15 protein-coding genes are annotated in these 14,126 nt (G+C 59.8%); 10 read left to right on the top strand and 5 right to left on the bottom strand.

Annotation, left to right across the window (positions count from 1 at the left end):
- Window positions 1–26: 26 nt before the first annotated feature.
- Window positions 27–1,061: a phytanoyl-CoA dioxygenase family protein gene (locus Q5H92_RS26130; protein WP_305014527.1), complete on the top strand. Its 1,035-nt coding sequence runs from the start codon at window positions 27–29 to the stop codon at window positions 1,059–1,061.
- 114 nt (window positions 1,062–1,175) lie between these two features.
- Here the strand turns inward: Q5H92_RS26130 and Q5H92_RS26125 are convergent, their stop codons facing one another.
- Window positions 1,176–1,364, bottom strand: coding sequence for a hypothetical protein (locus tag Q5H92_RS26125; protein ID WP_305014526.1), 189 nt, complete (start codon window positions 1,362–1,364; stop codon window positions 1,176–1,178).
- 303 nt (window positions 1,365–1,667) lie between these two features.
- On the opposite strand from Q5H92_RS26125, the gene Q5H92_RS26120 reads away from it, so the two are divergent.
- Window positions 1,668–1,991 carry a DUF4288 domain-containing protein gene (locus Q5H92_RS26120; protein WP_305014525.1) on the top strand — a complete coding sequence of 108 codons (324 nt, stop codon included), beginning with the start codon at window positions 1,668–1,670 and terminating at the stop codon, window positions 1,989–1,991.
- A gap of 39 nt (window positions 1,992–2,030) precedes the next feature.
- On the opposite strand, the gene aspS is transcribed toward Q5H92_RS26120, so the two are convergent.
- Window positions 2,031–3,794: an aspartate--tRNA ligase gene (gene aspS, locus Q5H92_RS26115; RefSeq protein WP_305014524.1), complete on the bottom strand. Its 1,764-nt coding sequence runs from the start codon at window positions 3,792–3,794 to the stop codon at window positions 2,031–2,033.
- A 126-nt stretch (window positions 3,795–3,920) separates the two neighbouring features.
- Between aspS and Q5H92_RS26110 the strand changes: the two genes are divergently transcribed.
- The 5 genes from Q5H92_RS26110 to Q5H92_RS26090 all read left to right on the top strand — a co-directional run bounded on the left by Q5H92_RS26110 (window position 3,921) and on the right by Q5H92_RS26090 (window position 6,703).
- Window positions 3,921–4,355, top strand: a complete 435-nt coding sequence (locus Q5H92_RS26110; RefSeq protein ID WP_305014523.1) for a T9SS type A sorting domain-containing protein — start codon at window positions 3,921–3,923, stop codon at window positions 4,353–4,355.
- Between the two features lie 147 nt (window positions 4,356–4,502).
- Window positions 4,503–5,057 (top strand): hypothetical protein, encoded by a 555-nt coding sequence (locus tag Q5H92_RS26105; RefSeq protein WP_305014522.1) that lies wholly within the window; start codon window positions 4,503–4,505, stop codon window positions 5,055–5,057.
- 75 nt (window positions 5,058–5,132) lie between these two features.
- A complete protein-coding gene (locus Q5H92_RS26100) occupies window positions 5,133–5,564 on the top strand; it encodes a nucleoside deaminase (RefSeq protein ID WP_305014521.1) in 432 nt (143 codons plus the stop codon).
- Between the two features lie 157 nt (window positions 5,565–5,721).
- Complete coding sequence (locus Q5H92_RS26095; RefSeq protein WP_305014520.1) at window positions 5,722–5,922, top strand: hypothetical protein; 201 nt, start codon at window positions 5,722–5,724, stop codon at window positions 5,920–5,922.
- A 166-nt stretch (window positions 5,923–6,088) separates the two neighbouring features.
- Complete coding sequence (locus tag Q5H92_RS26090) at window positions 6,089–6,703, top strand: superoxide dismutase (protein ID WP_305014519.1); 615 nt, start codon at window positions 6,089–6,091, stop codon at window positions 6,701–6,703.
- Between the two features lie 108 nt (window positions 6,704–6,811).
- Here the strand turns inward: Q5H92_RS26090 and Q5H92_RS26085 are convergent, their stop codons facing one another.
- A complete protein-coding gene (locus Q5H92_RS26085) occupies window positions 6,812–7,399 on the bottom strand; it encodes a hypothetical protein (protein ID WP_305014518.1) in 588 nt (195 codons plus the stop codon).
- A 316-nt stretch (window positions 7,400–7,715) separates the two neighbouring features.
- On the opposite strand from Q5H92_RS26085, the gene Q5H92_RS26080 reads away from it, so the two are divergent.
- The 3 genes from Q5H92_RS26080 to Q5H92_RS26070 all read left to right on the top strand — a co-directional run bounded on the left by Q5H92_RS26080 (window position 7,716) and on the right by Q5H92_RS26070 (window position 11,930).
- Complete coding sequence (locus Q5H92_RS26080) at window positions 7,716–8,831, top strand: alkene reductase (RefSeq protein WP_305014517.1); 1,116 nt, start codon at window positions 7,716–7,718, stop codon at window positions 8,829–8,831.
- Between the two features lie 288 nt (window positions 8,832–9,119).
- A complete protein-coding gene (locus Q5H92_RS26075; RefSeq protein WP_305014516.1) occupies window positions 9,120–10,406 on the top strand; it encodes a nucleoside permease in 1,287 nt (428 codons plus the stop codon).
- A gap of 423 nt (window positions 10,407–10,829) precedes the next feature.
- Complete coding sequence (locus Q5H92_RS26070; RefSeq protein ID WP_305014515.1) at window positions 10,830–11,930, top strand: AAA family ATPase; 1,101 nt, start codon at window positions 10,830–10,832, stop codon at window positions 11,928–11,930.
- Between the two features lie 111 nt (window positions 11,931–12,041).
- Here Q5H92_RS26070 and Q5H92_RS26065 read toward each other — a convergent pair whose 3' ends face one another.
- Window positions 12,042–12,452, bottom strand: coding sequence for a nucleoside-diphosphate kinase (locus Q5H92_RS26065; RefSeq protein WP_305014514.1), 411 nt, complete (start codon window positions 12,450–12,452; stop codon window positions 12,042–12,044).
- Between the two features lie 125 nt (window positions 12,453–12,577).
- Window positions 12,578–14,056 (bottom strand): hypothetical protein, encoded by a 1,479-nt coding sequence (locus Q5H92_RS26060; RefSeq protein WP_305014513.1) that lies wholly within the window; start codon window positions 14,054–14,056, stop codon window positions 12,578–12,580.
- Window positions 14,057–14,126: the final 70 nt, after the last annotated feature.

Genomic DNA, 14,126 nt, shown 5'->3' with positions numbered 1-14,126 from the left:
CATTGTTTACACTACTGCACATTCACATGGGAATTCAGCACGCATTGGCCAATTCGGAAGAAACCGGGGAGCTCGGGGTGCAGCATTTGAAACGTTTCTGGTCGCAGGCGCGCGCCCAGCGCGACGGCGTACGCATCGAGCAAACGGAGAAAAACTGGCGCTTCGACAACCTGCTTCTCAACGGGCTGGGCTTGCCGCTTGAAGAGACGATGCGTTACCTGATGCAGGTAAATCCAGGCTTCACCGAGTTTGAAAATTGGGTTCTGACCAAAAACAACGGGCAGATTGACCCCGTGCAAATCGAACGCCTCAACAGCATCTTTTCTCATCGGCCGTATCCGGAGCGCCTGCGGCAGAACCTGCGGGCAGTTGAAGAGGAACCGGCTGTTTTGAGTGCGGAAGACCTGGCGTTTTGGGAGAAGAACGGCTATGTCATTGTCCGAGCGGCAATTTTGAAAGAACAGGCGCGGGCCACGGAAAACGCCGTTTGGGAAGCCTTGGGCATGGACCCGAACAACCCCGCTACCTGGTACGAAAAGCCCATTGGCAAGGGCATTATGATGGATTTCTACCACCACCCCACGCTGCTTGCCAACCGACAGTCGAAACGCATCCAGAAAGCCTTCGCCCAACTGTGGCAAACGGCCGACCTCTGGAAGACCACCGACCGCACCAGCTTCAACCCGCCCGAAACGGCTACCTATCAGCACCAGGGCACGCCCTTGCACTGGGACATGAGCCTGGAGCCACCGCTACGCTTTGGCACCCAGGGCCTGCTGTACCTGTGCGACACGCCGGCCGAGCAGGGCGCGTTCCGCTGCGTGCCGGGCTTCCATCGCCAGCTGGCAAGCTGGCTGGCCGCGCTGCCCGCCGGCACCGACCCGCGACGCGTGAATCTTGACGCGCTGGCCGTGCCTATTGCCGCCGAGGCCGGCGATTTTGTTATCTGGCACCACGCGCTGCCGCACGGCAGCAGCCCCAACCACGGTACCTACCCGCGCATTGTGCAGTACCTGAACATGTACCCGGTCGACTTCAAAGAAAACATGGCTTGGTTGTAGTTGAACGCCAAAAATAGCGGCGCCGAACCCAATGGGCTCGGCGCCGCTATTTAATGTTTATCGTAATTTATCGGTCGTATTTATCGAATAAAATAGTCTGCAGGCAGGGCGTTATTAGTTATAGGAAGCAGCCGTAGCTGCTGTATTTGCTTGGGCTACGACCGTGGCGCGAACGGGTACCGAACGGTAGGTAGGTACCCGCATCTTATGCATCGAAGAAACGCCCAATTGTACTTGCATGAAGGAGGCGGCAAGGGCGGTCCAGAACAGGAAAACGGCGGCGAAGATGTACAGCTTAGTCATATAGGCAGGTGTTGAAGTGCTTAACTGATACAAACCTACTAGACCGGGGCAGGGTCGGATTTCAGGCTTCGCCCAAATGGGTCCGCCGTTCGTTCAAGCCGGCCGGTTGCCGGATGAATGGTTGGTTTCGCGGCATCAATTTCCGCCCTCGCAGAAGTGCTTAGCCGTTGCGGTGGGCGCGTTGGCAGACGCCGTCCGGTTAAGCTGGGGCCGGAGGTTGAGGTTATAGGCGTCATGCTTGTAGGTGTCGGCGTGGCGAGCAGTGGAGCCGTGGCCGAAGGCTATAGTGTAAATTCAGCCCTTATGAAATCCTTATCTAAAAACGGGTATTCAGTTACGGCGAATTACAAAGCAGTGCATTTGGGTAAAGTGCGCCGACGGCATTTATGGGAGCAGACCATCTTCCTGATAGCGGCAACAAATGATAACGAAGCTCAGCAGCTTGGTTTCGACATTGCCAAGGCAAAAGAATGCCAGTATTCTGCCAAAGGAAAGCAATTAAGCTGGCAGCTAATTGAAGTCGTTGATGTTAAAGAACTCATCGACCAGGAATTAAAACAGGGAATGGAAGTAGGGTGGAGATTCTTCGAAAGGGTTGACAAACCGACAACAAAAAGCGGCGACTGATGCATCAGTCGCCGCTTCTATTTCTCAAGCTTCAAAAAGCTACTTCGCCACCACGTCCGTCTTGATGCTCAGCTCCTTCAGCTGCGCGTCGGCGATGGGCGAGGGCGAGTCTATCATCACGTCGCGGCCGGAGTTATTTTTCGGGAAGGCGATGAAGTCGCGAATGGAATCGGAGCCGCCGAAGAGGCTGCAGAGGCGGTCGAAGCCGAAGGCAAGGCCGCCGTGGGGCGGCGCGCCGTACTCGAAGGCGTCGAGCAGGAAGCCGAACTGGGCCTGGGCTTCTTCGGGGGTGAAGCCGAGCAGCGAGAACATGCGGGCCTGCACGGCGCGGTCGTGAATGCGGATGGAGCCGCCGCCGATTTCCACGCCGTTTATCACGAGGTCGTAGGCGTTGGCGCGGGTCTGGCCGATGGTGGCGGGGTTATCGAGCAGGGCCAGGTCCTCGGGTTTGGGCGAGGTGAAGGGGTGGTGCATGGCGAAGTGGCGGTTTTCCTCCTCGCTGAACTCGAGCAGCGGGAAGTCAATCACCCACAGCGGCGAGAACGAGTTGGGGTCGCGCAGGCCGAGGCGGCGGCCCATTTCGAGGCGCAGCTCGCTCATGGCCTTGCGGGTTTTGGCTTCGGGGCCGGCCAGGAGCAGCAGGAGGTCGCCGGGATTGGCGCCGAGGGCGGCTTTCCATTTCTGCAGCTCCTCCTGCGAGTAGAACTTGTCGACGGAAGATTTTACCTGGCCGTCGGCCTCCACGCGGGCGTACACAAGGCCGGTAGCGCCGATTTGCGGGCGCTTTACCCACTCGGTCAGCTCGTCAATCTGCTTGCGGGTGTAGGCGGCGCAGGTGGCGGCGTTGATGCCCAGCACCAGTTCGGCGCTGTCGAAGACAGGGAAGCTCTGGCTCTTCACCGTCTCGGTGAGGTCCACGAATTTCATGGCGAAGCGGGTGTCGGGCTTGTCGTTGCCGTAGTCGCGCATGGCGTCGGCGTAGGTCATGCGGGGCACGGTGGGGAAATCTAGGTTTTTGATTTCCTTGAACAGGTAACGCACCAAGCCCTCGAACATGTCGAGGATATCTTCCTGGGTCACGAAGGCCATTTCGCAGTCAATCTGCGTGAATTCAGGCTGGCGGTCGGCGCGCAGGTCTTCGTCGCGGAAGCACTTCACAATCTGGAAGTAGCGGTCGAAGCCCGACACCATGAGCAGCTGCTTGAACGTCTGGGGCGACTGCGGCAGGGCGTAAAACTCGCCGGGGTTCATGCGCGAGGGCACCACGAAATCGCGCGCGCCTTCGGGGGTGCTCTTGATGAGGACCGGGGTTTCTACTTCGATGAAGTCCTGGCCATCGAGGTAGCGGCGCACGGCCTGGGCCATTTTGTGGCGCAGCATGAGGTTGTTGCGCACGGGGGTGCGGCGCAGGTCGAGGTAGCGGTACTTCATCCGCAGGTCGTCGCCGCCGTCTGTGTCGTCTTCGATAAGGAAGGGCGGCAGCTTGGCGGGGTTCAGAATCTCGACTTTCTCGGGACGGATTTCGATGCCGCCGGTCGGGATTTTGTCGTTTTTGGAGTAGCGTTCGGCCACGGTGCCCGTTACCTGAAGCACAAACTCGCGGCCGAGCTGACGAGCGGTTTCGCGCACGGCTTCGGCCTCTACGCCCTCTTCGAGGGTGACTTGGGTGAGGCCGTACCGGTCGCGCAGGTCAATCCAGAGGATGGCGCCCTTGTCGCGGGTGCGCTGCACCCAGCCGCAGAGGCTGACGGTTTGACCAATGTGTTCGGGGCGAAGCTCGCCGCAGGTGTGGGTACGTAGCATGGCAAAAGGGATTTCGGACAAAGTTAGGCCTTGGGCTTAGGAAGGCAACCCGCAATTTTGGTACGGAGTATGCAAAGGGTACCCGCAACGGCGTTCCTTTGTCGCTTCAACCCCCTTCAACTTCCTATGAAACTCTTCCCCGCGCTCGCCCTGGCCACCGCCCTGCTAGCCGCCGGCACCGCCCAGGCCCAAACCAAAATCAAGACCAAAACCAAAACCGACGGGGCCGAGATTAAAACCAAAGGCACGGCCGGCGCCGTCACCCTCGACGGCCCCATCAAGCGCATCGAAACGCTCTCGGGCATCGACGTGTACCCCAAGCCGAACTCGACCGACATCCAGCTCAGCTTCACGCAGCAGTTCACCAAGCCCGGCACGCTGGTGATGACCGACTACAAAAACAAGGTGATATACCAGACCGACCTCGACCCCCAGAACAACACCGGCGCCCCGGTGAGTCTGGGCAAGATTCCGGCCGGTACCTACCTCGTAGAGGCCAAAACCGGCAACTACGTGTATTGGAAGAAGGTCCGCATCAAGTACCCCACCGTGCGCCGGTAGGTTGATAATTGAATTAATCAGTAGAACGTCATGCTGAGCGAAGTCGAAGCATCTCTACCGCGAGAGTAAATAGTTACTGTTGCGGTAGAGATGCTTCGACTTCGCTCAGCATGACGTTCTTTGTTATTGCTATTAGTCATGTTTGCTATGAGAATCTTGTCGTTTCTGCTGCTGTTTCTGAGCCTTACCGCCTTTGCGCCCAAGCCCAAGCTCACCACCGTGAAGCTGGCTTCGAACCTGAGCGTGGGCGTGCCGGTCGGCTTCGCCCCGCTGCCGGATGATGGCATTGCCGTGAAATACCCCTCGCCGCGCCGGCCGCTGGCCGTGTTTTCCAACCCCAGCGGGCGCGTCGACTACAGCGTGGCGGTGCGCCCCACCACCTTCGAGAGCTTCGATTACGGCGTGCTGATTAAGATTTACAAGTCCAGCATCCAGCGTCTTTACACCAAGGTTGACTTCATCAAAGAAGACATTCGCACCGTGAACGGCCGCGACTTTATCTATTTCGAGTTCGTTTCGACCGTGACCGATACCCGGCGCAGCGGCTCGCAGCTGGCGCCAATCAAGCGCTACCAAGCGGTGCAATACGCCATTGAGGGCACCCAGCTCTATGTTTTCACCTTCGTGGCGCCGGCCGAAGAGCAGAATCAATGGCAAGAAACGGCCCAGGCCGTGCTGGGCGCCATTGCGATGAAGAAGTAATGTAGCGCGGACTTTTAGTCCGCGAGTGAACCAATCCCACGCCGATGCGGACTAAAAGTCCGCGCTACAGCCTCCATGACCGACGACTATTTCATGCAGCAGGCCCTGGCCGAGGCCGAAAAAGCCCTGGCCGCTGCGGAAATCCCCATCGGCGCCGTAGTCGTGTTCAACAACCAAATAATAGGCCGCGGCTACAACCAGACCGAGCGCCTGCGCGACGTGACGGCCCATGCCGAAATGCTAGCCCTGACAGCCGCTGCCAACCACCTCGGCAACAAGTACCTGGCCGACTGCACCCTCTACGTCACCATCGAGCCCTGCGTGATGTGCGCCGGCGCCAGCTATTGGGCCCAACTGAAGGCCGTAGTATTCGGGGCCGACGAGCCCAAGGTGGGCTACCGGCGGCACGGGCAGCTGCTGCACCCGCGCACCCAGCTGCGCGGCGGCGTGCGCGCCGACGAATGCGCTACGCTGATGCGCCGGTTTTTCAGCGCAAAGCGCCGGTAGAGGCAGTTATCATAGAACGTCATGCAGCGCGCAACGAAGCATCTTTCCCGCGTAACAAATCATTTATTCGTGCGATAAAAGCACTGCTAACAGGATTTTTGATGTCCTGGACAAGCTCTGCGACATAACTTTTTCTCACCACTTTCATCTGCATTCTATGCTGTTTGCCATCCTGCTGCCCGGTATCTCGATGATATTCCGGGGCCACGTTCTCAAAGGGATTCTGTGCGGCATTCTGCACATCACCCTCATCGGCTGGATTCCGGCGGCCATCTGGGCCGTGGCTTCTTACCGGGAGGATTTGGCTGAAAAGCGGCACCGCGAGACGCTGGAGTTTCTGGCCCGGCAGCAGCGCTAGCGGCTGCCCGCCTGCTTTCCCGGGCCCGGGCGTCGGGCTCTTTCGTAATTCAATGGCAATGCCATACTTTTGGCCTTAAGTGAACGACAGCCGTAACCATGCACGGCAGCGGCTGTTTTAGCACCGTCACCACCCGAACTCTTCACCACCCAAACGCTTTTCACTTATGGCTTTCGAACTCCCGAAACTCCCCTATTCCTACGATGCGCTCGAACCTACGTTTGACGCGCAAACCATGGAAATCCACCACAGCAAGCACCACCAGGCTTATGTGACCAACCTGAACGCGGCCATCGCCGGCACCGAGATGGAAAACCAGTCCATCGAAGAAATCCTGCACAACATTGCCAAGGCCCCGGCGGCCGTGCGCAACAACGGCGGCGGCCACTACAACCACTCCCTGTGGTGGAACATCCTGTCGCCCAACGGCGGCGGGCAGCCCACCGGCGCGGTAGGCGAAGCCATCACCAAGGCTTTCGGCACCTTCGACAAGTTCAAGGAAGAATTCACCAAAGCCGCCACCACGCGCTTCGGCTCGGGCTGGGCGTGGCTGTGCAAGCAGGCCGACGGCTCGGTGCAAATCTGCTCCACCCCCAACCAGGACAACCCGCTGATGCCGGATTCGGGCTGCAAAGGCACGCCTATCCTCGGCCTCGACGTGTGGGAGCACGCCTACTACCTCAAGTATCAGAACCGCCGCCCCGACTACATCGCCGCCTTCTTCAACCTCATCAACTGGGATGAAGTGAACAAGCGCTACGCCGAGGCCTACGCCGCGTAGTTTCTCACTTAGCGATGTTGCTCAAAAGGCCCGTCTCCGGTTGGAGGCTGGCCTTTTTTGGTGTAGGGTGGGAGGTCTTTTTGCTGGACGAGCAACCAGTTTTTGTTATCAAACATCGAATAGGGCGAGAATGGCTGCGGAAGTAGGGTCACCCGTCAGCGGAGCTGCCCATGCCTCTGGTACCTGGAAGTCAGTGGAAGGATGTAGCAGTGGGGACATGGGAGTTGTAGCAGAGGCGTGCATTTGCGCAATCAATTCCTGCACTTGCATTAAGGCATCCTCGGTGCATTGCGTCGAAACGGCTAGCGCACAAGCCCGGTCTGGCAGACCAATCAAGTAGCCTTGCGGGAAAATGCGCTTCAACTCCACCTGTAATAATATTTTACTGGAACTGCAGGTGTCCTCGTCATTCACAAACGCAATCCATTCCAATTCGCCTGCTTCTGATTCCTTGCTCTGTTGGTGAAACCACTGCGTCTGCCGCACATTGTCCAAGGCGTGTTGCTGCCATTGCGGCGATGCAAGCTCCAATTCTGAATATTCATCGCGGGTCAGGTAAATTAAACCCTCTCCGAATTCGACCCACGTTAGCAGAAATGCCGGGTTTGGCAGTGGCAAGTGAGGCAAGTCCCAGTTACCGAGTTGAACATATTCGGCGGGGACAATCAGTGGCTGCAAGTGGCGTAAGTCAACCATTAAATTAAAATGCCATGAGTAAGGACAGGTAGTAAATGTATTCCCGCTTTGGTCAAACCACTTCCTTATTTTCCCCAAACCAGCTTCTTAAGCTGCTAAAGCCGCCTGATGCGATTGCCTGAATTCCGGAAACGCATTCCCAAGCAAGGCCCTGAAATACCGAATAGCATCAATTTTCGAGAGCGGCTCAGCTTCCAGGAAACCGGAATTTTGCCGGGGCGAAAGCCAGTCGAAAACAATTCGTGTACGTACCTGCTTTATCACCGCGTTTCAACCAACCCGGCGACTCACGCACGACGCCACTTCATTCGACCTCATGTCAAGCAAAGCCTTTGAGCCCGCCCAACTCGGCCCGCTCACCCTCACCAACCGCATCGTAATGGCCCCCATGACGCGCAGCCGCGCCCTGGGCAACGAAGCCAACGAGCTGATGGCCGAGTACTACCGCCAGCGCGCCACCGCCGGCCTCATCATCTCAGAAGGCGTGTCGCCCTCGGCCGATGGCCTAGGCTACGCCCGCATTCCCGGCCTGTTCACGCCGGAGCAAGCCACCAACTGGCAGCGCGTCACCGAAACCGTACACCACCACGGCGGCCACATTTTCATTCAGCTCATGCACGCCGGCCGCGTGTTCCACCCCCTCAACCTGCCCGAGGGTGCCGAAGGCGTCGCCCCCTCGGCCATCGCCGCCAAAGGCCAGATGTGGACCGACCAGCAGCAGATGCAGGACCAGCCCGCGCCCCGCGCCCTCACCACCGCCGAAGTAGCCGAAGTTGTACAGCAGTACGCCCAAAGCGCCAAGCTGGCCTTGGAAGCCGGCTTCGACGGCGTGGAAGTGCACGGCGCCAACGGCTACCTGCCCGAACAGTTCCTGAACCCGAACAGCAACCAGCGCACCGACGAATACGGCGGCAGCGTGCAGAACCGCGCCCGGTTCCTGCTCGACGTCACCCGCGCCATCGCCGCCGAAATCGGGGCCGACCGCACCGGCGTGCGCCTCTCGCCGGGCAGCACCTTCAACGACATGGCCGAATATCCCGAAACGGCCGAAACCTACGCCTACCTGGCCGCCGAACTGCAAAAAATCGGCGTGGTGTACGTGCACCTCGTGGGCACGGGCCGCATCCCGGCCGCCATATTGGACAGCATCCACGCCGCTTACACCGGCCCCGTCATCTACAACGGGGGCTACCGCGACCTGGCCCGCACCGAAGCCGACCTCGCCGGCCGCGCCGCCTTCATCGCCTTTGGCACCGCCTACATCTCCAACCCCGACCTCGTGGAGCGCCTGCAAGCCGGCCAGCCCTTGGCTGAGGCCGACCAGGCCACCTTCTACGCCCCCGGCCCCAATGGTTTCGCCGACGGCTACACCGACTACCCCACCGCCGACGGCCAGCCCGCCGGCACGTTCTCGCCCGCCTACGAGGCGTAACCTGGTAATCGTGTAGAAAAAACGGTTGTCATGCAGAGCGCAGCGAAGCATCTTTACCGCGCAACGCAATCAATTACTATCGAGGTAAAGATGCTTCGCTGCGCTCTGCATGACGGGCTGGCTTTGATTACCCCTGTTTGAACCCCGTCCCCAACGGCCCGAAAGCCCCTGCGAAGCCCGCCCCTCACCGGGCGCTTCGCAGGGGCTTTTTTATTTATCTTTGACGGCTGTGGCCCGTGCGCCGCGCTTGCTTTTGCCCCATCCCACCCTCTCCAGTTAGTTCCCCGCATGAACAACACAAAGCTGCGCCTGACCATCCTGAGCTTCCTCCAGTTTTTCATCTGGGGCTCGTGGCTGATAACCATCGGCGCGTATTGGTTTCAAACGAAGCATTGGTCCGGCGCGCAGTTTGGCGCCATTTTCTCCACCATGGGCATTGCGTCCATCTTCATGCCCTCGCTCATGGGCATTGTGGCCGACAAGTATGTGAACGCGGAGAAGCTCTATGGTATCCTGCACATCCTGGGCGGCCTCGTGCTGTGCGCCATCCCGCAGGTGACGGCCCCCGGCACGTTCTTCTGGGTTATCCTGCTGAACATGATTTTCTACATGCCCACGCTGGCGCTGTCCATCGCCGTGTCGTATTCCATCCTGAAGCGGCAGGGGCTTGATGTGGTGAAGGACTACCCGCCCATCCGCGTGTGGGGCACCATCGGCTTCATCGTAGCTATGTGGACGGTGAGCTTGCTGGGCTTCGAGAAGTCGGCCAGCCAGTTCTACGTAGCGGCCGGCGCGGCCATTCTGCTGGGCATCTACTCGTTCACGCTGCCCGCCTGCCCGCCCCAGTCGGCCAACACCTCCAGCCAGAACCTGGCCGAAATCCTGGGCCTCAAGTCGTTCGCCATTCTGCGCGACCGCAAGATGCTCACCTTCTTCCTGTTTGCGCTGCTACTGGGCGCCGCCCTGCAGCTCACCAATGCCTACGGCGACACCTTCCTGCACGATTTCGACCAGAACCCGGCCTATAAGGACACCTTCTCGGTAAAGCATCCGGCCATCATCATGTCCATCTCGCAGATTTCCGAGACGCTGTTCATCCTCGCCATTCCTTTCTTCCTGCGCCGCTTCGGCATCAAGCAGGTGATGCTCTTCAGCATGATTGCTTGGGTGTTGCGCTTCGGCCTGTTTGCCTACGGCAATCCCGGCGAAGGCCTCTGGATGATTGTCCTCTCGTGCATCGTGTACGGCATGGCCTTCGACTTCTTCAACATTTCGGGCTCGCTGTTCGTCGAAACCCAGACGCAGCCCAGCATCCGGGCCAGCGCGCAGGGCTTGTTTATGATGATGACCAACGGCTTTGGGGCCGTGCTGGGCAGCTCGCTCAGCGGCCTCATTATCCAGCAATACTTCACTGATGCGGCTGGCAACAAAGACTGGCACAGCATCTGGCTCACGTTTGCGGGCTACTCGCTGGCCATTGCGTTGCTGTTTGTGTTTATTTTCAAGCACAAGCACACCACGCAGCCGGTCGAAGAATCGCACCCCGAAGGCCTGCTCTCCGTGGAGCAAGCCTAGCCAGACCGGGCCGCCGCTCAAGCAGCTTATGTGAAAAAGCCTCGCCAAACGCGGGGCTTTTTTGTGCCGTTAATGCAGAGCCAGCGGCTGGGCTGCTAAGAAGCCGTTTGAGTTTATTGGAACGTGCCAGCACGTGTACCCCGAAGCTGTGCTTCGGCTCGCGTCAGGTTTTCACCCGAGGCACTCGTTCAGGTTTCGTCCGGCCGAAGCACAGCTTCGGGGCACAGGTTCACAGATTCGGCCAACTTCAAACCGCTTCTAAGTCGCGCTACCGGGCGGGTCTGTTAGCATGCGTTTCAGGTTAAATAACAGTTGGCGCCAAGAACTTAATTTTCGCCTGCCAGGATTCGTACCTTTCGCCTACGCTGGCCAGCTGACAGCAGGCGCTACCAGACGTAGCGGGTTGCCCTTCATTTCCCGCGTATGAATTCCTCCAAGCCTTCGGCGGCCGCGCCCGACCTGGCGCTCAGCTTCGACACCGACGCTTATTTTCAGGCCAACGCCTGGTTCTACAACGCCTTTGGGGTGTTGCCGCGCCGCGAAATCTACCAGCTGGCCGAATCACAGGCCCGCCAGCAGGTGGTGGCCAAACTGGCCGAAACGCACGACGTGGAGGCCGCCACCGTAGCCCACTCCGTCTACATCGAAAAAGTGGGCAAAGGGCCGGAAATCGGCCATTACGCCCTCAACCTGGCGCCCCACCTGCTGCTCTGCTTCTTCGACCGCGGCCCCTACGGCGACCGCACGGCCCAGCTCCTCTATTCGCCGCAGGCCGATGCCACGCTCCTGGCCGAGCTGCGCGCCCTGCTGACCAGCCACCTCGAAACCGGGCAGCTGGAGCACCAGCGCATTCAGGTGCTGCGCCTAGCCTTCAACGACCTGGAATTTACGCCGCTGCCCATCAAAATCCCGGCCCTCGACCTGGCCACGCACTACAACGACGACCTGCTGCCGGCCCACGAAACCATCCTGCGCCGCCTGCAGCAGCCCGAAGAAAAAGGCATCGTCATCCTGCACGGCCCGCCCGGCACCGGCAAAACCAGCTACATCCGCCACCTCTGCGGCCTCACCGACAAGCCCAAGCTCTCCATTCCGCCCAACCTGGCCGCCCGCATCGCCGACCCCGAATTCATCAACCTGCTGCACGACAACACCAATTCCATCCTGCTCATCGAAGATGCCGAGGAGCTGCTCTCGAAGCGCGACGGCCCCGGCGGCAACGCCGTCAGCAACCTACTGAATCTGTCCGACGGCCTGCTCTCCGATGGTTTCCACATCCAGATTGTCTGCACCTTCAATGCCGAGCTGGCGCGCATCGACAAAGCCCTGCTGCGCAAGGGCCGCCTCATTGCCTCCTACCGCTTCGAGCCCCTTACCGTGGAAAAAGCCCAGGCCCTGGCCACGGCCATGGGTCAAACCGAGCCCATCACCGAGCCCACCTCCCTAGCCGACCTCTACAACCGCGACAAAGCCGACTTCGTGAGCGAGAGCAAAACCGCCGGCCGCATTGGCTTCAACCGCTGATTTCAAGCTCAACAATACAAGATTGGTATAAAAAAAGTCAGTATTTGGCACAAAGAAAAAGCCCGCCCTGCGCAATGCAAGGCGGGCTTTTTCAAGTAGTTAAGTTACGAATTACTTCGAGCCGAAGAAGAAATCGCCTTCAATCTGGGCGTTTTCGTCGGAGTCGGAGCCGTGTACGGCGTTGGCTTCGATGCTTTTGGCGTACTTCTTCCGGATGGTGCCTTCTTCGGCGTTGGCCGGGTTGGTGGCGCCGATGAGGGTGCGGAAGTCGGCCACGGCGTTCTCCTTCTCAAGGATGGCGGCTACGATGGGGCCGCTCGACATGTACTTCACCAAGTCGTTGTAGAATGGACGCTCGGCGTGCACGGCGTAGAACTGGCCGGCACGCTCGGCGCTGAGGTTGATTTTCTGGAGTTCCACGATGCGGAAGCCGCCGGCCTCAATCATGCTCAGGATACCACCGATGTGGTTTTCCTGGACGGCGTCGGGCTTAATCATCGTGAAAGTGCGGTTGGTGGCCATTGGGGGAGAATTCAGAATTTGAAATAAAGATTTGAAGGCACAAAACTACCACAATCGGCGGGCCGCGCCCAACCGGAAGATTAAGCATCAGTGGTTTTTCTGCTTTGCGGCCACGCTAGAGGGCGCTAATAAGCCTTCAATGGCCCACGACGGATGCGCCAGAGGCTCAGGCGGCCATTATCCGCCACGAGTTGCAGGCGCTGCCGAATTGCCGGGTAAACGCGCGCTACCTCCTGTTCGAAGGTCGCGTTTTGCGTCACCACATAGTCAGCCGGCAGCATGGCGAGGGCGCGGGCTAGGTTCTCGGGCGTCAGATTCTCGGGCGAGTTGCGGTTTTGCAGCAGAGTCCAGCCGCGGCGCTGGGCCAGCAGCAGCGGCAGGTTGTAGGAGTAGGCGTCGAGCACGAGCAACTTGGCGGTGCGCGGCACGCCCAATGAGTCGAGCCAGCGCGCGCTGTTCAGGAAATTGTCTCGGGTGAGTACACTCTTGTCGGTGGGCGGGGGCGTGGTGCGCCGGTGCTGCTCGGCCTGGGCTTTCCAGATGGCGGCTCCACTCAGCAGCAGCACGGCGGCGGCCGTGGCCAGACGGGCGGTTTGGCCTTCCGGAACCCGCCAAACTGCCAGGCATCCTGCGAATGCCAGCACCAGCGGCAGAAAAAAGCTATCGAGCAGATAGTAGTCGTGAATGGCAAACAACGGCCCCATCAGGCCATAATAGGCCACTGCCCCGGCGGCCAGCGCCAGCCAATGCCCCAGCCACTCACTGCGCCGCAGGAGGCGGCCTTGCTGCCCCGCTACTGTTGCCACCACGAGGAACAGGAGCAGCCATTGGGGCTTGCTCAAGATGTTCCACAGCCAGTATTCGCGCACGGTTTGCGTCACGCTCACAAACTCCGCCCACGAGGCGAAAGCCCGGGGCCTCGCCAGAAACATCGAACCCTGATAGACGCGGCTCAGGTGCTCGTTATACAGGAAAACAGCTGTTAATAACAGGAAAGCGGCGCCGTAAAATGCCACCACAGCTCGCCAGCCCAGCCCGGCCGCCGTGCGCTTTTGGCGCAGCACTACCAGATGCCCTAGCGTGCAGAGCAGCGGCAGCGCAAAGGGCGTCCGCATAGCCGCCGCCAGCGCCAGCCACGCCACGGCCGTAGCCAGCCAGCCCCGGGGCGGGCCAGATGTTCCCGGCTGCAGGGCTCGATAAAAGCAATAATACCCGACCAGCACCGCCGCGAATGCCGGCACCGACGGCAAAAAATTGGCCTGATAAAAAACGTAGATGGGGCTGAAAAACGCAAACAGCGCCGCCCCCGCGCCCTTCCAGGCCGAGCCGCTGGCCCGGCGCACCAGCCCGAACAGCGCCAGCAGCCCGCCCAGGCTGGCGGCCAGCGTCACGCCCCGCATCAGGCCCGGCGCGTCGCGGCCCACAAGGCCCATGAGCAACGCCGACACGTAGGCCGGCAACGGGAAGCCAGCCCCGGTCACGCCGTCGGTGGTGAGCAGGTTGAAGGTAGCGGGATGAAAAAAATCGTAGCCCCGCGCCCGAAACTGCAGGGCAATGGCCAGCCAGTCGGCCTGCGCCCAGGCGTGGTTGAACGACGGATACAAACCCAGAAAACCGGCGTATAACCAGCCGTTGAGTGCCAGGAGAAGCCCTAGCAACAGGACTGGCGCCACC

This window comes from Hymenobacter mellowenesis (assembly GCF_030581005.1).
Classification (GTDB): Bacteria; Bacteroidota; Bacteroidia; order Cytophagales; family Hymenobacteraceae; genus Hymenobacter; species Hymenobacter mellowenesis.
The sequence above is the reverse complement of the archived record's forward strand: the minus strand, read 5'-3'. Positions and strand labels throughout refer to the sequence as shown.